The sequence below is a fragment of the Pseudomonas svalbardensis genome, assembly GCF_030053115.1.
GTDB classification, from domain to species: Bacteria; Pseudomonadota; Gammaproteobacteria; order Pseudomonadales; family Pseudomonadaceae; genus Aquipseudomonas; species Aquipseudomonas svalbardensis.
In genome coordinates this window covers 3,419,421-3,439,085 of the sequence record NZ_CP125619.1, presented here as the reverse complement: position 1 = coordinate 3,439,085, position 19,665 = coordinate 3,419,421, and the positions used below count along the sequence as shown (strand labels likewise).

The following is a 19,665-nucleotide window of genomic DNA, read 5'->3' as shown; positions in this document are numbered from 1 at the left end:
CTGTATTGCGCTGCCAGCCAAGCATTATTACCGCCATTCCTTATTTGGCGGGCTAGCTCACGACTGCAGCACCCAACCCGCCCTAGAGGCGGGTTTTTACTTTCTGCCTCCTGGGTTCCGATCAACGTCAGGAGACGACCATGAGCAGCACCACCGCCCAGCAGACCTTGCTTGAGCACTACGTGAAAAAGATCCTCGCCGCGCCCGTGTATGAGCTCGCGGTGCGTACGCCGCTGCAACCGGCGCCAGCGTTGTCCGAGACGCTCGAGAATCAGATCCTGCTCAAGCGCGAAGACTTGCAACCGACCTTTTCCTTCAAGATCCGCGGCGCCTACAACAAATTGGTGCAGTTGAGCGATGAGCAAAAGGTTCGAGGCGTGATCACCGCTTCGGCGGGCAATCATGCCCAGGGCGTGGCGCTGGCGGCGCGTGAACTGGGGATCGCCGCGACCATTGTGATGCCGTGCACGACGCCGGAACTGAAGGTGCTGGGTGTGCGCAGTCGGGGCGCCGATGCCGTGCTGCATGGCGAGAGTTTTCCGTTTGCGCTGGAATATGCATTGAACCTGGCGCGGCAAACCGGTCGCACCTTTGTCTCGCCCTTTGACGATCCGGACGTGATCGCGGGGCAGGGCACCGTCGCCATGGAAATCCTGCGTCAGCATCAAGGTCCGCTAGACGCGATCTTCGTCCCGGTGGGTGGTGGCGGCCTGATCGCCGGCATCGCGGCGTACGTCAAGTACCTGCGACCTGAAGTCCGCATCATCGGCGTCGAGTCGGAGCATTCTGCCTGTTTATATGCTGCATTGCAGGCCGGCGAGCGAGTTGTCCTGCCGAACGTAGGCACTTTCGCCGACGGTGTCGCCGTCGCCCAGATCGGTGCTTATGGTTTCGAGGTCTGCCGGTTTTGCGTCGATGAGGTGTTGACGGTCAGCAACGACGAGCTCTGCGCCGCCATCAAGAATATCTACGACGATACCCGCTCGATCACCGAACCTTCCGGAGCCTTGGCCGTAGCCGGAATCAAGAAATACGTGGCGCAAACCGGTGCCCGGGGTCAGACACTGGTAGCGATCGACTCGGGCGCCAACATCAATTTCGACAGTTTGCGCCATGTGGCCGAGCGCGCCGCGTTGAGCGACGCCCCGGCGTGAGCGGTATCAGGCCAGCAGCGGGCGCAGGAAGGCCCGCTCGTAACTGACAATAAACTTCTTCTCGACCAGCGAAGCTACGAGCGCGGTGCTTTCGGCATCAGTCATCGCGATATGGCGGTAGCTTTCGTAGTCCGCCAGCGAAGGAAAGCTGAACAGGCAGTAGGCGATATTGCTCGCGCCCTCGGAAGGCAGGAAGTACCCGTGGTGCGTACCACCCAAACGCTCGACGATGCCGAGCCAGGCTTTGGCGTAGGCTTCGAATTCGCTCAGTTGATACGGATCGATCACATATTTGACGTGGCAGGTAATCAAAATGGCGCTCCTGTAGAGGGACAGAACGGTTATTCCTGGATGGCTTTCTCGACCTTGCTCGACGCCGACCAGATCCGGTAGCGGACTTCGACGTCTTTGGGCACGTAGAGCACGATCGGCAGTTTGCTGTTGTAGCGCAGCATGAAACCGTCACCGACCACCGGCACAAAGTCCTTTTTACTCTTGCCGTCCGGGCAGGCCATCAGCGTACTCATCGGCCCGATGACTTTTTCCAGTCGGTAGAACGGGTAGCCCCAGCCTTCGAGGTTCTTCTCCTCGAGAATGCCGCCCAGGCGTTGGCGATTGCAGTCGACGGTCAGGGTTTTGCCGGCGAGGATTTCGACCTGGAAACTGTCTTCCTGAGTCTGTGGGGCAAGGTGAATGACCTGGCGGGTGAAACCGCTCTCGGGCTTCGGGAACGGCGCAACGTCTTCGAGTTTCGCGGCGTGAGCGATGGTCGACAGCCCGGCAAGAATCAGCCCGACGGTAGTGATACAGGTCAAAGAACCCATGATGCCTCCTTGCGTGCGAGTGGGGTCAGCGGATACTGAATTGATTGGCCGCATTCTTACTGGCGTCGTCGGCCAATGCAAACCTGTCGCTGGATGTATGCAAATTGCAGGGGCGCCACAACGCCTTTCTTGCATATTGCATGGGCTATTTACGCGCGGTTTCGCTAAATCGTTGATTTACCGATGAGCTGCAGTGCGAAATCCAAGGCATGTTTTATGCTGTAGCTGGTCTTAAGCTGACCGGGGATTTCATTGCGTCAGTATCGATCGTTGATTGGCAGTCTCACATTAAGGAGAGGGTCGCCATGTTTCTTTCTGCCTTGGAACTTCGCAATATCATTGAAAGCAGTTTTTTGCCAAAACGTTGTCAATGCACGCTGTCGCCGGACCTGTCGATGACCGTCAAGGTGTATTCCGACCGTGAAACCGATCATCTCGATCTAATGAAGACAGGAATAAATGCCAAACAGCTAAATGGTTGTCGAGAAATCAATGACCTGATTGCCGGGCTGCGCTCTGACATGCATCAGCAAACCATTGCCCAGACTCTGCATCCAGACAGAAAAGCGCTTTAACCCACGGTTTCGAGTTCCATCGACACGCGCTTGGTCTGGAGAAACGCCAGGCCCAGCGCCAGTTCGACCACCACCGCAAGCAAAATGCCCGGACCGGCATGGCCATTGAGCCATTCGCCGAATCCCAGTGCTGCCAGCCCCCAGCAGCCGACCATGAAACCATTGCTCAGCGCATGGCGGGTGATCGAAGGCGACTCGTTTCGAACCAGATAAAACATCACGCCCAATGCCGCGAACAGCATTGCACTGCGCCGCGCGACAACGCCCACCGCCAACGAGTACTCGATACTCCAGATTGACAGCAACCTGTCCGGCATCAAACCCCAGACCAGGGCCAACAGAAAACACAGCGCTGCGGTAAAAGTCGACAAGGCACGAAACGATAACTGCATGGCGAATCCTTGCGGCAGTGGGGGGAGGCGCAGAGCATAGCGCCAGAACCCCTCACAGGAATACCGTAAAGTGTTGAATCAGACCTTTCAGTCAGTTCTGATAACTGCAGGCGTCGGAAAGTTTACGGTAGGAGATTTCCGCAGGCTTGCCCGAGGTGCTATCGATGTACTTCATGTTGGCTGTGACCACTTTGCAGTCCAGCGTCGACGGTTCGGTCAAGGCAATGACCTTGCCCACGTGCAGCGGCATACCATAGTGGTACGGCACCGCCTGAGAGCTCGAAGTGTCATTGGCCTGGGCCAGACCGGCAAACGCGGTGCAGGCGAGGGCGGTGGTGATCAGCAAGGTGCGCATGTTCATGAACGATCTCCGATGCAGGCTTAAAGTCAGCTCGACGTTTAGGCGTCGAACCTGCCGCACTGGGCGTCAGAGAGCTCTGAGGGCGTGCGGTCCAGTAAAGATTTGGACCGCGGGGTTAAGCAATGGTTAACCCGACTGAATGCCGCCTGTCGTGAGGAGGTTTCTGTCAGAGGTTTCATGCAGGTAAAAAAACAGAGGGAGGTTCGGCCCGTTCCTACACGGTCGGACTCTTTGTCGTCTTTCGCCGGCAGGCTACCAGCGTTTACTGTTTGACCTCGCTGCAAAATCAGCGAACAGGTTTGGTCACCTGATGCCATCACACTTATGTGTGCCATCATTCGCGCTGCGGACATCTATGTCCTCGTAGTGCGTTGCAATGGCGGCTGTGTGCTGGACGCCTCCGGGCGAGCCGATTTGATGGTATCGGTTGACCAAGCCTGTACACAGTCCGCCTCCCATCGTTTGGTCACGGTACTGGCGGTTATTTACTAATCATCGAGTAATTACTATGCCAACGCTAAATCCATTCCCCGATCGCTATCGCTCAATCAAAAGCAGCGTTACCGACACAAACCCAATGGTCATCGATACCGAGGCCAATCCCCAAGACATTCTCGAAGCCGCTTTACAGCGTGTCCGAGCCGCCAGCCAGTTACTTGAAACGCTCCATTGCCAATGCTTCAAGAACGGTGATGTTCAAGATATTCCGCACATTACCCACGCGCTTTATCTGCTGACGCAGGATGGGTCCGATTTGCTGCTGGTTGCGCAGCAGCAGATGATGGGGTGGAAGGCGCCGGTCTGACGAAGTTTTTATCGTAAGAAAGGGAGCAGCAAAATACGGGAACTCACTCTTCCGCTTGTGCTGCTCTCTGCTATGTGGGCGCGGTGATTTTAGCGGCCCCACTTCTCAGCAAAAAACGAGAGGGACGGATAAATAGCTTTTAACCTTTGTGCCACTTTCTTCGAGTGTTCGATCCGTTCAACCTTCATTTTTCGGCATTTCCGATCATGAAGAAGGCGACGAAAACAATACGCTCTCATAGTGTTAATAGTTCATAGCTTGTCAGGGAAGAAGGATAGTGGTGGGCGGGTTGCTTTCCATTCTCTAGAGAATACCATTGCTTTTTCTATTTGCTCCGGAGTCATCTTGGCGGCAATCTCAGGTAGCGCAAAATTCACATAGTCTGGCATTCCGCCTCCACCATCTAACTCAAGTAACAAGTGAAGTAAGGCATAGGATTTGACGGGGTCGTAAGTGAACCCAAACTCTGATGACTCTTCTCCGAGGTAAGATCCATATCCAAATACTGCAGTCGCGTATCCAGTTTCCGCCGCTTTCTCGTTCCAGAGTCTAAATCCTTGCAAGTCTTTTTTTTCCGCCAGGATAGCTCCATACGCCAACATGCCTTGAGGGTAGCCGCCTTCTGCGGAAGATTTCAGTAAACGCTCAACAACTTCCGCCCGATTCGATGGTAGTAGGAAAAAACCTCTCCCTTCACGATAGCTTACCCCTAAAAAGTATTGTGCATATGCGTACCCGTTTTCTGCGGACTTTTTCAGCCATTCATCATCGCCGGTAACGATAAACATAAGATACATCGCTTCTGCGTTTCCTTTCGCAGCTTCTACGCTAGCGGTATCTAACGCCAACTTCCCCCAAACGCCAGGTTCCTTTCGGCCTTTTGGGCAGTTACCCATAGCTACGCAGAGATCATTTTTCTCTCCTGCAAGCCTTATCATCGAGTATATATCGCCTTGGAGGGCCGATGCTTCATAGGCACTCATAGCTTCAGGAGTCATATATTTTTTGTTTTTACGAATTGCCTCGCCGAGATAATATTGGGCTTCATGATCGCCACTTTCAGCTGCTGCTTTCAGATAGGGTACTGCAGTAATGGCTTTGAATTGATTGTAAAGCGCCAAGCCTTGATTTTTTGCAAGCTGCGAATCTGCGGAAACATGCGCATGTGCCACCGCTGAGAATATCCAGATAATAGCGATTACTAATTTTTGTTTCATGGGTTGTTTAGCGGCTCAGCTTGAAAGGGAAAAACGAAAGAGCTGGATGGGTTTTTTTCCAGTTGAATGCAAACCTATCGGCCTCATCTAATTGAGCTTGGTTCATTTTCTCTTTGATTTTGGATATGACGTACTCTGCATCTTCCTTAGCACCGCCGCCGCCATCAAGTTCAAGGAGGAGCGAAAGCAGTGCGTACGATTTAACAAAATCTACTGGAAATTCAAAGTCGGTGTTTTTTCCAGATAAATAGTAGCCGTAGTTAAAAATTGCCTCCACATATCCTGTAGCAGCAGCCCGTTCGGTCCAGTTTCTAGCGCCTTCAGGGTCATTTTTTTCTAGCAAGGCTGCTGCCAGTCCACTCATTGCCCTAGGATAACCACCTTCCGCGGAGACTTTAAACCAGCGTTCAACTGCATCTGCTCGATTTGAAGGCAATAGAAAAAAACCTCCTCCTTCGCGATAATCAGTTGCTAATAAGTATTGTGATAGTGCGAAGCCGTTTTCCGCTGATTGCTCAAGCCATTTTTTATCGCCAGTAATCTCGTACATTAAATACATTGATTCGGCGTTGCCTTGCGCGGCTTCCTTAGCGGCCAATGATTTTGCGCTTGCCAGCCATTCCTTAGGGGTTTTTTGACTTTTTAGGCAGTTATTCATGGTTGCACAGAGATCACCCTCCATCTGGCCAAGTCGAATCATTGAATAAATATTGCCTTGCTTAGCAGAATCCTCGTAAGCATCTTTGGCCGCTGTGTCGATATATCGTTTGTTTTTTTGTATTGCTTCGCCTAGATAGTATTGAGCTTCGCTGTCACCGGCAGCGGCAGCGATTTGTAGGTAGGGGAGTGCAGAGATAGCCTTGAACTGGGTGTAAAGCTCAATACCTCGACTCTTGGCAGACTGCTGCTCGCTCGTAAGCTTTGCGCAAACTGGTGAGGATATTCCTGCCAAGAAAAAGGCTATAAAGCACAATGCTCGTGCTGATCGCTGCTTCATAATTTATCTGGGAAATATGATAGCGGCGGGTGTGTTGCTTTCCATTCTTTCGACATCTGCTTTGCTTGTTCGATTTGTTCAGGCGTTAGTTTTGCTGCAATTTCAGGGAGCATGTCGTTAGCGTAATCTTGCAAGCCGCCACCACCGTCAAGCTCAAGTAGCGTGTAAATTAAAGCGTATGATTTTACTGGGTCATAAGGGAATCCGAGTTCTGATGGGTTCTTAGATAAAAAAGAACCATATCCGAATACAGCACTTGCATATCCAGCTTTCGCAGCCTTTTCATTCCAGAATCTGAGCGTTTCAAAATCTTTTTTGTACGCAAGAACTTCTACATACCCCATCATACCTAAAGGGTAGCCACCTTCAGCAGATGCTTTCATTAAGCGTTCAACTACTTCTGCTCTCTTTGATGGAAGCAGGAAAAACCCTTTTCCATCACGGTACCCGGTTGCCAGGTAATACTGTGCGAAGGCATATCCACTCTCCGCTGATTGCTCAAGCCACTTGTCGTCTCCAGTTAGGCGAAACAACAGATACATGGCTTCTGCATCTCCTTTGGCCGCTTCTTTTTTAGCAGCATCTAATGCCATTTTTCGCCATTCAGCTGGTTCTTTTCGACCTTTTGGACAGTTCTTCATAACAATACACAGATCGTTCTTGTTTCCAGAGAGTCTAATCATTGAATATATATCGCCTTGAAGTGCAGATGCTTCATAAGCGCTCTGTGCCTCAGGTGTAATATACCGTTTGACTTTGCGCAGCGCTTCGCCCAGATAATACTGGGCTTCGTGATCTCCTGCTTCTGCGGCGATTTCTAGATGAGAGATCGCAGACAAAGTCTTAAACTGATTGTAAAGAATAATGCCTTTTTCTTTTTCTTCAAGTTGCTGTTGTGGAGGGGCAGCTAACGAATTAAAGCTAATAATGAAAGAAAATATTATAGTGCATAAGAATGACTTTGAATAAATCATGTTAATTTCTCGAGGTTTATTAGCCTGTGTATTTCATGGTGGTTCTTGGGATATAGCTGTTTTCATGAAAGTCTAGTTTGCATGAGCCATCTAGACGTTGACCCAGTTTTTTGCTCTCTCTCACATAAGCTGCTCGAATTTGGTCGCTATCTTGTCGAGAAAATCTCAATACGGGATTTTGCATGAAGTTGTCTAGTTTGTATTTGTTTTCACAGTATGCTTGCCCTGAGGTTTCGGCGATTTCGCCAAATTTATTCATGCTTTTGCATGCGTCTTCAAACTGCTGTTGAGCCTCGGTCAATGTCCCAGAAGCACTGGAGTTTTTACCTATCCAGTTTACTATCTTACTTATTGCTTGTTGTTGTAACAGATATGCCTCATCTCTGAGGTACTCGTGCTTCTCATCATTTGGATCACCTTCACCTTCCTTCGTCGAGGTTACGGCAAAGGCTTGTGGTACAGATGTCAGTGTCATAAATATAGGACCTAAAGCTGCTGGCGTCGCCTGAACGAACCATTTCTCCATTTCCTCTTGGTTGTGATATTCAACAATTGTATGAGCAATGGGCCCTCCTTTTCCACTACTGGTCATCGCGTCATATAGATTCATAATGACGTTGATGCCCATCATGTAGACCATTGCAACATCCAACCCAACCGCGCCGAGCATGTTCAGTGCAGAAGCTTGTTCAGCAGCCTCCGGCGTCATCCAACTAATAGAAGCGCCTTTAGCTTTATACAGCTCACGTCGATAAATATTGATGAGTTCTACAACAGCCTCGTAACCCACCTCAAACTTGAAACTACCAGTCGCACCCGGTCCAAGTACAACCGTTGCTTTAAGATTGAGGATGAATTTTCCCTTATCCAGAGAAATTCCAGCATTGCCCTGCAAGCCCGCGCCATAGGCAGCGCCTAAAGATCCGCTAAGGTTGGCAAGCGTTAGCCATTGGCCAGCGCTTGTAGCCTCCTTGCTGTTGTTGATTCCCGTGGCGGGACCTGCCCGCAATACAGCCAATGCTTTAGGCGGAGCCCAATTCAAAGCCCCTGTCAGTTGGATACCTGCTTGCACGCCGGCGAACAGATCGAATTTGGCCTTCATGCCATCTGCAATTTGTACTTTGGCGGCCCTGCCGGACAGGACTTGGCCACTGGATTTGGTATCGACAGCAGTCAGAGCCTTGGATTGGTATACAAGGTCTGGAGTAGGGCTGGTGTCACCGTTGGCGGCTTTGGTTTGGATCATTTCATCGTGGGTCTTACGTTCCGCTTTTGCTTCGGCATCTTCGCGCTGTGCCGGTTTGACAGGGCTTAGTGTGGCGCCATATTTGGCGTTGCCGTTTATAGGGGACAGTTCAATGCTACCGGCGAGCATCAGAGACGCACCGGCGTATCCCCAGGCACGGGCTCCGAAGTGGAAGGACATCCGGCCAAGGTTCAAGGTTTGAAGCTGAGGATTACCTTCAAGGTAGTAATCGACAGTCACATCCTTGGCCTTCTCACGCGTCGGCATATCGATTTTTAGCAGTTCCACTTCACCTCGTGCCAAGTCAAAGCTCAGCGACGCGCTTGCCGACGTCTTAAAGCCTTCAGCGGCGGAGTAGGAGGGGCCTTCCAGCTTCACTTCGCCATGCAGTTTTTTTTGCGGCGGTGCCAGGCAGCGGACGAATTGCGCTTGTGGACTCTTATCGAAGAGCCTCACCTCACCACGAACACTTTTTTTGAAGACTACTTGCTTGAGATGCTCGCCCCATTCTTTGCGCGCGCCGGCATCCTCGAGCTCGGTCACTTTATAGCCACTGCTTTGGAGGAAGCTGTAAAACTTGTCGATATTGAACCAGCCAGTGGTGTCAAACCAATCGCCGACCTGGTCTCCAATTCTTAGTGCACCCTGGCTTTCAAGCCACTGCCCGAATACCTTCTGCGCACTGTTTTTACTCGCGCCACCGCCGCCATTTGCGGGAATACCTTCAACCACTTTGCTGATGCTCTTACCTGCTTTTTTCAAGTCTTCCTCAAGCAGTTTTGGCGCACCCTTGAGGGTCAGTAAACTGAACCATTTCAATGGTGTCCCGCTTGCACCCAGCGTGCTGACTTCCCTCAGCGGGAAGCCATCCTTGACGAGCCGATCAATAGGCTGCGGCTCAAACTGCTCTGGTTCCCATAGCAAGTGACGTCGAATAGGGTCCGCGGTGACTTTTTGCTTGGCTTTTTCGTGCAAACCTTGTTTCACAACTTGCAACCGGTCCCATTCAGTACGTTCGACCTCGACAAGCCCGGCCGGTGCCTGCAATGCTGTTCACTTAAGGATTGTTGACTAATCCTCAGGCAGCCGGAAAATCCGGAATCTGATAAGGATTCCGGATTTTTTATGTCTGTTGCTCAGGATTTAAGCGCGGTTTTGGATTTTGCTAAGCAACCGCTCTCTCGCCTTGAGGTGTTCACCGATCATATTCCTCATGATTGGATCACCGCAGCGGCCGCTCTGGCGGATAAAGCCACGATCCGACGTCGGCGCTTGCCTTCGGACATAGTCCTTTGGCTGGTAGTCGGGATGGCACTTTTCAGAGGTGAGCCAATAGTCGAGGTCGCTCGCCGACTGAATATTTGTGCCGACGGTCTTGCTAATGAGGTGCTGTTAGCCAAAAGCGGGTTGTCGCAGGCGCGCCAGCGTCTGGGGAATCAGCCTGTCGCTTGGTTATTTCAACAGTGCGCCAATGTCTGGGGATACGAGCGCTACCCGCAAGATGACTGGCACGGTCTTCAAGTCTTTGCCGTCGACGGTGCCTTGTTTCGAACCCCGGAAACGTCGTCATTGCGGGACCATTTTGGCTCCGGCAATACCTCCTCCGATCGTCAAACCCCTTATCCGGTGCTGCGCCTTGTTGCGTTGATGAACGCCCGTTCTCATATCATCGCCAACGCGGCCATCAGCCCTTACCGCAAAGGGGAGATCCCGCTGGCCAAGGACTTCATCGAGAGCATACCCAACCACTCAGTGACCCTGCTGGACAAAGGGTTTTTCAGTGCGGACCTATTGTTGAGTATCCAAAGTACTGAAAAAAACCGGCATTGGATGATCCCGGAGCGTAAGGGTACTGTTCGCACGGAAATTGAACACTACGGCGATGGTGATTACCTAGTCCAGATGAAGGTCTCGCAGCAAGCGCGTAAAAAGAACCCACTGTTGCCTGAGTACTGGCAAGTACGGGCGGTCACCTACGAGGTCGCCGGGAAAGAAAAAACCGTCTTCACCTCCCTGCCAGCCTCGCACTTTAGCGCTGAGCAGGTCGCCACCCTTTATCACGAGCGATGGGAAATCGAACTGGGTTTCAGGGATATCAAAAGCTCAATGCAAGACAATGCCTTGACCCTTCGCAGCAAGACTGTAGACCTGGTGTATCAAGAATTATGGGGGCTGTTACTGGCTTATAACGTAGTGCGTCGAGAAGCCAGTCAGGCGGCTGTAGCTCATAAGCGGGCTCCCAGCGAGGTGAGTTTCAAGTTTGCCTGTCAGCACATCGCCAGCCATCTGGTGGTCATGGCCGGAGCGGTCTCGCCCTCACACACGCCAAGACGCCTGGACGAGCTTCGCGGCAGCATTGGTGTGCTCTTCATAGCAAAACGCCCCAGGCCTGCGAGGCCTAGGGCGGTGAAGATGTCAAAAACCCGGTATCCGGTTAACCGCAAGGCTGCTCCGCTTAAGTGAACAGCATTGCGGCCGGTGCCTGGGCATTTTGACCGGTCGCTTCGATCCAGTTTTTGTACTTTTTACGCAGACGGTCATTGATTTCCGACTGCTGTTTTTCTGTATCGAGGTACAACTTGAACTGCTCGATACCTGAAGTGATGTCATTGCCACTGATCAACGCATATTCAGGCAGGGCAATCCCATACTCCGCTACTTTGATAATCGCGTCGGTGTATTCGTGATAGGCAAACGACTTGGCTTCGCCGTGCTTCCACGCCAGATAGGCGTACGTATCACCTTCGCAGGTGTATAGGCACTTCTGCAGCTCATCTCGTTTTTTCTTGTCTGTTTCAAGGAGCTTGGCGATATCTTCCTGCGCCTTTGGCTGGATGCCGCCCTTGCTGATCAACGCTTTGCGTTGTTCCAGATAATTCTGGACGCGGGTGCGGGCTTCAATTGCCGCAGGAGCGAACAACGTGCCGTTCTCATAGGAATGCCCCGTCTTTACAGCAGCGGCGATAGCTATTTTTTTAAGCGCCAACCATTCGCTGCGTAACTTATGTAGTTCGCTGTAATCATTGCGAATGCGGTTCTGAGTATCGTTATCCGCCTGAAGTTGATCTATCCGCGAGCGTTGAGTATCGGTTTTTGGCGCTTCTGCCTTTGGTGCATCTTTTTCTTTGGCGCGTTTTACTTCTTGTCGACTGCGAAGGACCATTCCTGGGTCCATTTCGATATTCGGTTCCTGAGCTTCAATGGCCTCCATTCTCTGGCGCTGTTCGCCTTCGAGGAAATTACTCAGTTTTGGCTCAAGGAAGTAACTCAGCAATCCGCTATCGTCTAATCCTTTGAGGCGCTCCTCGCGGGATTTGCTAGGGGCAATCTGTTTATCCAGTGCATGCATCGCCTCTTTCATCGAGGAAGAGGCGCGTTCTGGCAGTAACCAGAATTCCTCCTCTTCCGTCGCGTAGATGGCGGTGCCAAATGTACTGGAACAAGGCTTTGGCTGATCCTTGAAGCTGGGCGCACACGTTTCTGTAAAGTCCTTTTTGGGTCCCAAGTCAATGGGTTCAGGGCCTGGCGCACCTGCGCTTTGGGCCTGTGGAGCTTGTTCGGAGGACGCTGGTGGAGCGGCCGCGGGCGTTGCAACCACTTCAGCCTGAGCACTCTTGGGAACACTAAGATTCCAGCCCGGCATAATCACATCCGGGTAGGCAATAAAGGGATTCAACTGGCGCAACTGCGCAACAGTAGTTTTGTAGCGAACAGCAATCTCGCTGAGGGTTTCACCAAGACTGACTGAATGATTGGTAATTTCCATGGTGCTTCCGTTCTGTTGTTGCGTCGGGTTCATTGGGGATTGCCGGATGCTGTTTGCATCAGCTGTTCAACCTTGATGAACGACTCTTCCCTGGATTGCAGGATGGCCATTGCTTCTGGCCGGGTTTCAAGCAGCGGTCCGTCGACGACAGAGGCGAGCTTGAGCAAATGGTCACCTTCGTAGATGTTGTTTTTGAGCAAAAGGTCCAGGTTCTCGGCAATTTCATTGATCCGATCATCAGCGGGCTCACCGAACGCGGCATATTGCTCATCGACCCAGTACAACCACCCCAGTTGCGCTTGAATCTTTGCTGCGTTGTCGGGGAGGTTGAACGCCGGGCCATCGCCACGCCACTTCAGTTCCGATTTCGCCGTCCACGACAGCCACGCGCCACGCTCTTTGCCGAAGTGGCTCGGGGCAGGGCTGTACACCGCTTGCCAAGGACCGAACAATTGAATGGACGCGTCACCTGCGGTGTAGGCCAACGCAGCCCAGAGGCTCGGTTTGTGATAGCTCAGTAGGCTTTGGCCGCCGGAACCGTCGTTGGCTCGTAGCAACCAGCGCGCGTGTGCGAGGGCCTGAGTGGCGTCTTCTGCGACCAGGGCAATGCCCGAGTGGTTTTCTTCGCACAATCGCGTGGCTTCGACTGCCAACCGGCTGCCCCAAGGTGCTGTGAGCCAGAGCGGACCTTCATTGGCGATTTCCGCAAAGTCAGTGCTGCTGAACAAGGCTTGAGCATTCATCGGTTCGCCGATGCGATACAGACGCGACATCGCCTCGGGTTGGCGTACGCGATCGATGATGAAACACAGGACCTGACTGGACTGCTCCCTGGGCAGCGACTCGAATCCATATCGAGGTGCGGCCAGCAGGGTGTTCATGGCGGTTACATGCATGTGCAATCCTTACGGCTGCAGGCGCCGTTGCTCTGTTTGCCGCACAACGGCGTAATGCCCGATTCGTTGAGGCGGCTGGGGAGAGGGGCCTTGCCCGCTACATCCGCATCCGCCACCTTCATCGGCCCCGGCAACAACGGCGCAGCAGGCGTCCCCGAACCCGGTCCACCCCCCGAGTTAACCTTCACCTGCGCGCCACTGATCGTCACGCCCCCGGCATCTATCTTCACAAAGCTCCCGCCAGCCTTGGCCGTCAGCTCCATGCCGCCCTCAACCACAACCTTTTCCCCAGCGTTGTAGTGAATCTCCTGACCCGCCTCAACAAACTGCGCGGTCCCCACCTTTACATGCTGAGTCACGGCAACCGTCAGGTGATCATTCGCCCGGGTCTCAGTCTTGCGATCCAGATGGGTAATCCGATGCTCTTCAACCTTGAACTCGCTGAAAACATTCGCTTCAACGGTGTCATGTCGCTCGTTGCCGATGCGAATCTTCTGGTCATGCTCAATGTTTTCATCCCAATCCCGCTGGGCATGCAGGTAGATCTGTTCCGCACCTTTCTTGTCTTCAATCCGAAACTCGTTGTAACCCTTGCCGCCCGGTGAACTCAGGGTCTTGAAGGTGCTGCGGGTTTTGTTCGCCGGCAGGTCGTACGGGACGACGTTTTCCTTGTGGTACAGGCAGCCGGTGATCAGTGGTTGGTCGGGGTCGCCTTCCATAAACGACACCAGCACTTCCATGCCGATGCGCGGGATGGCGATGCCGCCGTAGGCGTTGCCGGCCCAGCCGGTGGCGACGCGCAGCCAGCAACTGGTCTTGTCGTCGGCCTGGCCTTCGCGGTCCCAGTAGAACTGGACTTTGACGCGGCCGTACTCGTCGCAGTGGATTTCTTCACCTGCTGGGCCGGTGACGATGGCGGTCTGGCTGCCCAGGACTTTGGGTTTCGGGTGTTCGAGGGCAGGGCGGAAGTGCGCGTCCCACGGGGTGGCGAGGAAGCGGTTGCGGTAGCCCTGGTGGAAATCGTCTTTGTTCTGGGTGACGTCGCTGGTGACGTTTGCGCCGAGCACTTGCGGCTGTTTGCCTTCGTGCACCACTTCCAGCAGCAGCCAGAGGTCGTTCCACTCGGCGCGCGGGTGTTCGCTCAGGGCCATGAAGTGGCCGCTGACCAGGGTCGGCTCGTCGCCTTTGCCTTCGGCAAGTTTGTAGTCGCTGCGATGGCGTTCCAGGGCGCGGGTCGCCAGTTGCTTTCCGCGTTCGCGGTCGGTGAAGCGGCCGGGGTAGTCGTAGTCTTCCAGGTCCGGGGCGAATTCGCTTTTGGCGGCGCCTTCGGGAAGGATGCGCGGTTTCTCGAAGTCGTAATCGCGACGGCTGACGCGGGTGGTGCGGGTTTCCAGGCGCAGGTTGAAGCGCTTGATCACCGGTTTCTCGGCAGCCATGCCGGAGTCTTGCTGGTAGGCCACGGGCGCGAGTTTGCGGAACACCGTCTGGTCATCGCCAAACACCAGTTTGTGGCCGCTGGCACTGTGCTGGAAGTGGAAGTGGATGCCTTCTTCTTCGCACAGGCGCTGGATGAAATGCAGGTCGGATTCGTCGTACTGCACGCAGTAATCGCGCTCCGGGTAGATGGCGCCGAGCTGGAAGCTGTAGGCGTCGGCCAGAATGCCGCGCGCTTCGAGGACCTGAACGATGATCTTCGGCACACTTAAATGCTGGAAAACCTGCTGGTCATGGTTGTGGCGCAGGTAGGCGAGTTGCGGCACCAGGCTGATGCTGTAACGGGTCAGGCTTTTGCCGGAGTCGCCTTGCTCGATGCGGTACACCAGACCGTGGATGATGCCTTTGCCGGTGGCGCCGAAGGTCAGGCAGCCAGGCTTGTGCAGCAACTCTTCGAGTTTCAGGTCGGGGCGCGCGCTGACCAGTTCGATGTCGAAACAGAACGGCTGATTGAGGGTTTCGCGACCGACGAAGCTGAGTACCTGAAGGTCAACGGAAACGCCTTCCAGCGTCAGGGAAATATGGGTTGCGTTCGCGTCCAGCATGCCTTTAATTCCGTCCTTTGAATAAGCTGGGGCGGATGGTGCAGGATTAAAGCGCCTCGTTCAAGGAAACGAGCAGTCATTTACCGACTAAAGTCGTCTGTAGCCCGTAACAGCCTTCTACTCTTATTGCCGCTCACCCCCGTGTTCTAATCCCCGTTCTCCAGTCACACGACTCCAGCGTCGGAAGATTAGCGGTGTAAGTGACACCGCCTTCGCGAGCAGGCTCGCTCCCACATTGGATCGTTGCCGAACACAAAACCTGTGTCCACTGAAGATCTACTGTGGGAGCGAGCCTGCTCGCGAAGAGGCCTTCAGCCTCAGCGAAGATCCAACTGCTGGCGATACGGCAAGTCCGGCCCGGTCTTGCTGCACGTCAGCGCCGCAGCTTGCACCGCAAACTTCAACATCCCGTCGATCTGCTCGCGGTCGAGCGATTGCACGCCCTCAACCGAATCCAGCTGCTGCTCGGTCAGCGAGGTAATCAGCGCTGCCTGGAACGTATCGCCAGCGCCCACGGTGTCGGCGATTTTCACTGAGCTCGCCGGCACCGACCATGAACCATGGGCACGGCTGAACACAGTCGCCCCCTCGCCACCACGGGTCAGAAACACTAACTGACAGCGATGCTGCAGCCAGCCTTCGATCACCCGTTGCGGATCCTGCTCGGGGTACAGCAGGCTCAAATCCTCATCGCTGACTTTGATCAGGTCGGCCAGCTCAACCAAGGTGGCAATCCGCGAGCGCCACAGGTCGATATTCGGCTCAGGATTGAGCCGCACGTTGGGATCAAGGCTGATCAAGCGTTTGCCGCTTTCCCGCTGCACCAATGCCAACAGCGTGTCGGCAATCGGTTGCACCACCAGCGAAAACGAACCGATGTGCAAGCCGCGCACTTCAGGTCTCAGTTCCGGCAGATGCTCGGTTTTCAGCTGACGATCCGCGCAGCCTTCGCCCCGGAAGCTGTAATGCGGTGAACCATTGGCACCGACGGCCACCATCGCCAGGGTCGTAGGCGCAGCGAAATCCACCAGGTAATCCGAGCGCACGCCTTCATCCTGCAGCACCTGCTGCAAGCGCCGGCCGAGGTAGTCGGTCGACAACCCGGCAAACAGCGCCGCGTCCACGCCCAAACGGCGCAAACCCACCGCGACGTTGAACGGCGAGCCGCCGGCAATCGCCTTGAAATTCACTTTTGAAGCCAGGCCGCTGGCATCGTCTTCACTGAAGAAATCGAACAGCGCTTCGCCACACACCAGGTACATAGTTATTCACTCTTTAAAGGGTTGCGACATGCTGTTGATAGCGTTCGTAGGCCTGCTGACAGGCCGCCACATTGTCTGCGATCGGCAAGGTTTCGCTGGCCGAGTCTAGCTTCACGCAACGCTCGCAAAGGTCCGCGAGGCTGTCTTCATGCCCGTTTTCCCAGGACTTGCACCACGCCGCCTGAATAGCGGCGCCAAGGGCCGCGGCTTCGCTTTGTTCGGTGCAGATTACCGGCGTGTTCATGATGTCAGCGACGATCTGCCGCCACACCGGGCTTTTCGAGCCGCCGCCGATCAGGCAAATGCTGCGGCTTTGTAAGCCATTCTGGCGCAGCAGGTCCAGTCCATAACGCAAACCGAAGGTCGTGCCTTCGACCACCGCGCGGCACAGGTTGGCCTGGGTCAGGTTGCTCATCGTCAACCCCAGCAGACTGCCGGTGGCATGGGGCAGGGCGGGGACGCGCTCGCCGTTGAGGAACGGCAGCATGCACACACCTTCGGCACCGATGGGTGCTTGCGCGATGAGTTCGTTGAACTGTTCGATATCCAGCTCGAACAGCTCGCGAATCACCCCGGTCGCGTTGGTCAGGTTCATGGTGCAGATCAGCGGCAGCCAGCCACCACTGGAGGAGCAGAACGTTGCGACTGAAGAGTCCGGACTGACTTTCGGCTGGTCGGCATAGGCGCACACCGTCCCCGATGAACCGAGACTCATGGTGATAGCGCCGGGCTTAATATTGCCGGTGCCGATGGCGCCCATCATGTTGTCGCCACCGCCGCTGGAGACCAGCGCCTGCGGGCTGATGCCCAAGTGTTCGGCAATGCTCGGCAGGATTGTGCCGATCGCTTGATGAGCGTCGATCAGCTCCGGCAGCGCGGCTTGCAGTCGTCCGGTGGCATCGATGTCACGCAGCAGCTGCAAGTCCCATTGGCGGGTGCGCACGTTGAAATACCCGGTGCCCGAGGCGTCGCCGTACTCGCTGCAACTGCGGCCGGTGAGCCAATAATTGAGGTAGTCATGGGGCAGCAGGATGCGCGCGATGCGAGCGAAAATCTGCGGATAATGTTCTTTGGTCCAGAGCAGTTTGGAGACGGTGTAGCCCGGCGCGATCACGACACCGAGACGTTCCAGGGAGCCTTTTTCGCCGCCCAGATGGGCAAGCAGACTACCGTTTTCCGGGGTGGATTCGGTGTCACACCAGAGTTTGGCCGGACGCAGCACCTGGCCCTGATCGTCGAGCAGCACTAACCCATGTTGCTGGCCGGAAACGCCGATGCCGAGAATGTCCTGGCCGTCGACCTTCGCCGCGAGCAATGCGCGGCGGGTGGCCAGCGCGAAGGCGTCCAGCCATTGGGAGGTGTCTTGCTCGCGGCGGCCATTGGCCCCACTGATCAAGGTGTGGGCGGCGGCACCCTGGCCCAGCACCTGACCGCTGACGGCGTCGAGGATGATGGCTTTGGTGCCTTGGGTGCCGCAGTCGATGCCGAGGAATAGTTGTTGGTTTGCCATGGAAGATCCTTGGTGTGTCAGGTCGATCTCGGTGAAGCCATTCGCGAGCAGGCTCGCTCCCACAGGAGATTTTCAGAGGACACGGATTTTGTGTCCGACACCGATCCCATGTGGGAGCGACGGTGCGACGATTCGACCTGCTCGCGAAGACGGAGGCAGATTCACCGCCGTGCTTAAGCCAACACCCGCTCCAACGTCCGCGACACGCCGACGTCACGCAAACTGTTACAGCACCACTCAAACGCCGCCACGAACTCCGGCGAATGCGGAATCGCCGTACCAAAAATCTCCTCAACCTCCAGCAACCGCTGGGTGATCAACGCATCATCCGCCACCAGTGCCTGACAGAACGCCGCCCGCGGATCAGGAATGCTGTAGGTATCGCCATTCTCGTCCACGCCCTTCAAATACAACGCCCAAGCGGCCACCACCAATGCCGCACGCGTCATCTCTCGTCCATCAGCAATCAATCGATTGATCGTCGGCACAGTGAACTTCGGAAACTTCGACGAACCGTCCGAACACACACGCTCCAGCTGATCGGCAATCGCCTGGTTGGAGAAGCGCGCCTCCAGCGTGTTCTTGTACTCGGTCAGGTCAATCCCCGGCACGGGTGACAGTTGCGGGGTCACGTCCAGGTCCATGTAGGCACGCATGTAGCATACGAACAGCGGGTCGTTCATGGTTTCGTGAACGAAGCGGTAACCCTTCAAAAAACCCAGATATGTGAGTGCCAGGTGGCTGCCGTTGAGCAGTTTGATCTTCATCTCTTCATAAGGCGTGACGTCGTCGGTGAACTGCACGCCGACCTTTTCCCAGGCTGGACGACCGTTGACGAACTTGTCCTCCAGCACCCATTGCACAAAAGGTTCGCAGACCACCGGCCAGGCATCGTCGATAGCGTGTTTATCGTGCAGTTGCAGCTTGTGTTCGGTGCTGGTCATCGGCGTGATGCGGTCGACCATGGCATTGGGGAAACTCACGTGGGTGGCGATCCAGTCCCGCAGATCGGCATCGCGCAGGGCGGCGAAAGCCAGTAACGCTTTGCGAGTGACCGCGCCGTTGTGCGGCAGGTTATCGCAGGACATCAAGGTGAACGCGGGCGTGCCGGCTGCACGACGTTTGGCCAACGCGGCGCAGAGAAAACCGAACACGGTTTTCGGTGCGCTCGGGTGTGCCAGGTCGTGCTGGATTTGCGGCAGCTGGGCCATGAACTCGCCGTTGCTGTCATCGATGCAGTAACCACCCTCGGTAATGGTCAGCGAAACGATACGGATCTCGGGGCTGGCGAGTTTGTCGATCAGCGCTTGTGCGCCATCTTCGGCCAGCAGCATCTCGCGAATCGCGCCGATCACCCGAACTTCGGTGTCGTCGGTATCGCCCAACTCGAACAGGGTGAAGAGGTAATCCTGCTCTTTGAGATCGTCACGGGCGCGGCGGTCATCGGCGCGCAGGCCGACGCCGCAAATGGCCCAGTCCAGTGCTTCACCGGTATTCATCAACGCGTCGGTGTAATAGGCCTGGTGAGCGCGGTGGAAACCGCCGACGCCGATGTGCGCGATGCCTTGACGGGTGTCGCTCAGGGCGTAGGCGGGCAGGACCACCTCGGAGGCGAGGCGATTGAGGTTCTGTTTATTGAGTTTCATC

17 protein-coding genes and 1 pseudogene are annotated in these 19,665 nt (G+C 54.9%); 4 read left to right on the top strand and 14 right to left on the bottom strand.

What is annotated here, in order from left to right; genetic code table 11:
- Nucleotides 1–140: 140 nt before the first annotated feature.
- Nucleotides 141–1,142 (top strand): annotated as a pseudogene (gene ilvA / locus QFX16_RS15755) (threonine ammonia-lyase, biosynthetic); the annotation flags it as partial.
- An 18-nt stretch (nucleotides 1,143–1,160) separates the two neighbouring features.
- On the opposite strand, the gene QFX16_RS15750 reads toward ilvA, so the two are convergent.
- Both QFX16_RS15750 and eco read right to left on the bottom strand, forming a co-directional pair.
- Complete coding sequence (locus QFX16_RS15750; protein ID WP_283180407.1) at nucleotides 1,161–1,466, bottom strand: NIPSNAP family protein; 306 nt, start codon at nucleotides 1,464–1,466, stop codon at nucleotides 1,161–1,163.
- Nucleotides 1,467–1,495: 29 nt separating this feature from the next.
- Nucleotides 1,496–1,978 carry a serine protease inhibitor ecotin gene (gene eco / locus QFX16_RS15745; RefSeq protein ID WP_283180406.1) on the bottom strand — a complete coding sequence of 161 codons (483 nt, stop codon included), beginning with the start codon at nucleotides 1,976–1,978 and terminating at the stop codon, nucleotides 1,496–1,498.
- Between the two features lie 305 nt (nucleotides 1,979–2,283).
- On the opposite strand from eco, the gene QFX16_RS15740 reads away from it, so the two are divergent.
- On the top strand, nucleotides 2,284–2,553 hold the full coding sequence (locus QFX16_RS15740; protein WP_283180405.1) for a DUF1652 domain-containing protein: 270 nt from the start codon (nucleotides 2,284–2,286) through the stop codon (nucleotides 2,551–2,553).
- Here the strand turns inward: QFX16_RS15740 and QFX16_RS15735 are convergent.
- Together QFX16_RS15735 and QFX16_RS15730 are read right to left on the bottom strand one after the other, a co-directional pair.
- Complete coding sequence (locus tag QFX16_RS15735; protein WP_283180404.1) at nucleotides 2,550–2,945, bottom strand: hypothetical protein; 396 nt, start codon at nucleotides 2,943–2,945, stop codon at nucleotides 2,550–2,552. The genes QFX16_RS15740 and QFX16_RS15735 overlap by 4 nt on opposite strands.
- A gap of 91 nt (nucleotides 2,946–3,036) precedes the next feature.
- The gene (locus QFX16_RS15730; protein ID WP_283180403.1) at nucleotides 3,037–3,306 is read right to left on the bottom strand and encodes a DUF2790 domain-containing protein; all 270 of its coding nucleotides are present in this window, start codon (nucleotides 3,304–3,306) and stop codon (nucleotides 3,037–3,039) included.
- A gap of 508 nt (nucleotides 3,307–3,814) precedes the next feature.
- On the opposite strand from QFX16_RS15730, the gene QFX16_RS15725 reads away from it, so the two are divergent.
- Complete coding sequence (locus tag QFX16_RS15725; protein ID WP_283180402.1) at nucleotides 3,815–4,111, top strand: hypothetical protein; 297 nt, start codon at nucleotides 3,815–3,817, stop codon at nucleotides 4,109–4,111.
- A 251-nt stretch (nucleotides 4,112–4,362) separates the two neighbouring features.
- Here QFX16_RS15725 and QFX16_RS15720 read toward each other — a convergent pair whose 3' ends face one another.
- From QFX16_RS15720 to QFX16_RS15705, 4 genes are read right to left on the bottom strand one after another with little or no spacing between them, the layout of a single operon-like run.
- Nucleotides 4,363–5,328, bottom strand: a complete 966-nt coding sequence (locus QFX16_RS15720) for a tetratricopeptide repeat protein (RefSeq protein ID WP_283180401.1) — start codon at nucleotides 5,326–5,328, stop codon at nucleotides 4,363–4,365.
- A gap of 7 nt (nucleotides 5,329–5,335) precedes the next feature.
- A complete protein-coding gene (locus tag QFX16_RS15715; RefSeq protein WP_283180400.1) occupies nucleotides 5,336–6,325 on the bottom strand; it encodes a tetratricopeptide repeat protein in 990 nt (329 codons plus the stop codon).
- Nucleotides 6,322–7,299, bottom strand: coding sequence for a tetratricopeptide repeat protein (locus QFX16_RS15710; protein ID WP_283180399.1), 978 nt, complete (start codon nucleotides 7,297–7,299; stop codon nucleotides 6,322–6,324). The genes QFX16_RS15715 and QFX16_RS15710 overlap by 4 nt, the downstream gene beginning before the upstream one ends.
- A 19-nt stretch (nucleotides 7,300–7,318) precedes the next feature.
- Nucleotides 7,319–9,532 carry a hypothetical protein gene (locus QFX16_RS15705; RefSeq protein ID WP_283180398.1) on the bottom strand — a complete coding sequence of 738 codons (2,214 nt, stop codon included), beginning with the start codon at nucleotides 9,530–9,532 and terminating at the stop codon, nucleotides 7,319–7,321.
- A gap of 138 nt (nucleotides 9,533–9,670) precedes the next feature.
- Here QFX16_RS15705 and QFX16_RS15700 point away from each other — a divergent pair, with 138 nt between their 5' ends.
- Nucleotides 9,671–11,008: an IS4 family transposase gene (locus QFX16_RS15700; protein WP_283180397.1), complete on the top strand. Its 1,338-nt coding sequence runs from the start codon at nucleotides 9,671–9,673 to the stop codon at nucleotides 11,006–11,008.
- Here QFX16_RS15700 and QFX16_RS15695 read toward each other — a convergent pair.
- The 6 genes from QFX16_RS15695 to QFX16_RS15670 all read right to left on the bottom strand — a co-directional run bounded on the left by QFX16_RS15695 (nucleotide 11,001) and on the right by QFX16_RS15670 (nucleotide 19,664).
- On the bottom strand, nucleotides 11,001–12,311 hold the full coding sequence (locus QFX16_RS15695) for a LysM peptidoglycan-binding domain-containing protein (protein ID WP_283180396.1): 1,311 nt from the start codon (nucleotides 12,309–12,311) through the stop codon (nucleotides 11,001–11,003). The two genes, QFX16_RS15700 and QFX16_RS15695, sit on opposite strands and share 8 nt — an antisense overlap.
- Before the next feature lie 29 nt (nucleotides 12,312–12,340).
- Nucleotides 12,341–13,207: a DUF4123 domain-containing protein gene (locus QFX16_RS15690; protein WP_283180395.1), complete on the bottom strand. Its 867-nt coding sequence runs from the start codon at nucleotides 13,205–13,207 to the stop codon at nucleotides 12,341–12,343.
- Nucleotides 13,198–15,246 carry a type VI secretion system Vgr family protein gene (locus QFX16_RS15685; RefSeq protein WP_283180394.1) on the bottom strand — a complete coding sequence of 683 codons (2,049 nt, stop codon included), beginning with the start codon at nucleotides 15,244–15,246 and terminating at the stop codon, nucleotides 13,198–13,200. The genes QFX16_RS15690 and QFX16_RS15685 overlap by 10 nt, the downstream gene beginning before the upstream one ends.
- A gap of 317 nt (nucleotides 15,247–15,563) precedes the next feature.
- Nucleotides 15,564–16,508: a carbohydrate kinase family protein gene (locus QFX16_RS15680; protein ID WP_283180393.1), complete on the bottom strand. Its 945-nt coding sequence runs from the start codon at nucleotides 16,506–16,508 to the stop codon at nucleotides 15,564–15,566.
- A gap of 13 nt (nucleotides 16,509–16,521) precedes the next feature.
- Nucleotides 16,522–18,018, bottom strand: a complete 1,497-nt coding sequence (gene xylB, locus QFX16_RS15675; protein ID WP_283180392.1) for a xylulokinase — start codon at nucleotides 18,016–18,018, stop codon at nucleotides 16,522–16,524.
- 173 nt (nucleotides 18,019–18,191) lie between these two features.
- On the bottom strand, nucleotides 18,192–19,664 hold the full coding sequence (locus tag QFX16_RS15670; RefSeq protein ID WP_283180391.1) for a mannitol dehydrogenase family protein: 1,473 nt from the start codon (nucleotides 19,662–19,664) through the stop codon (nucleotides 18,192–18,194).
- Nucleotide 19,665: the final 1 nt, after the last annotated feature.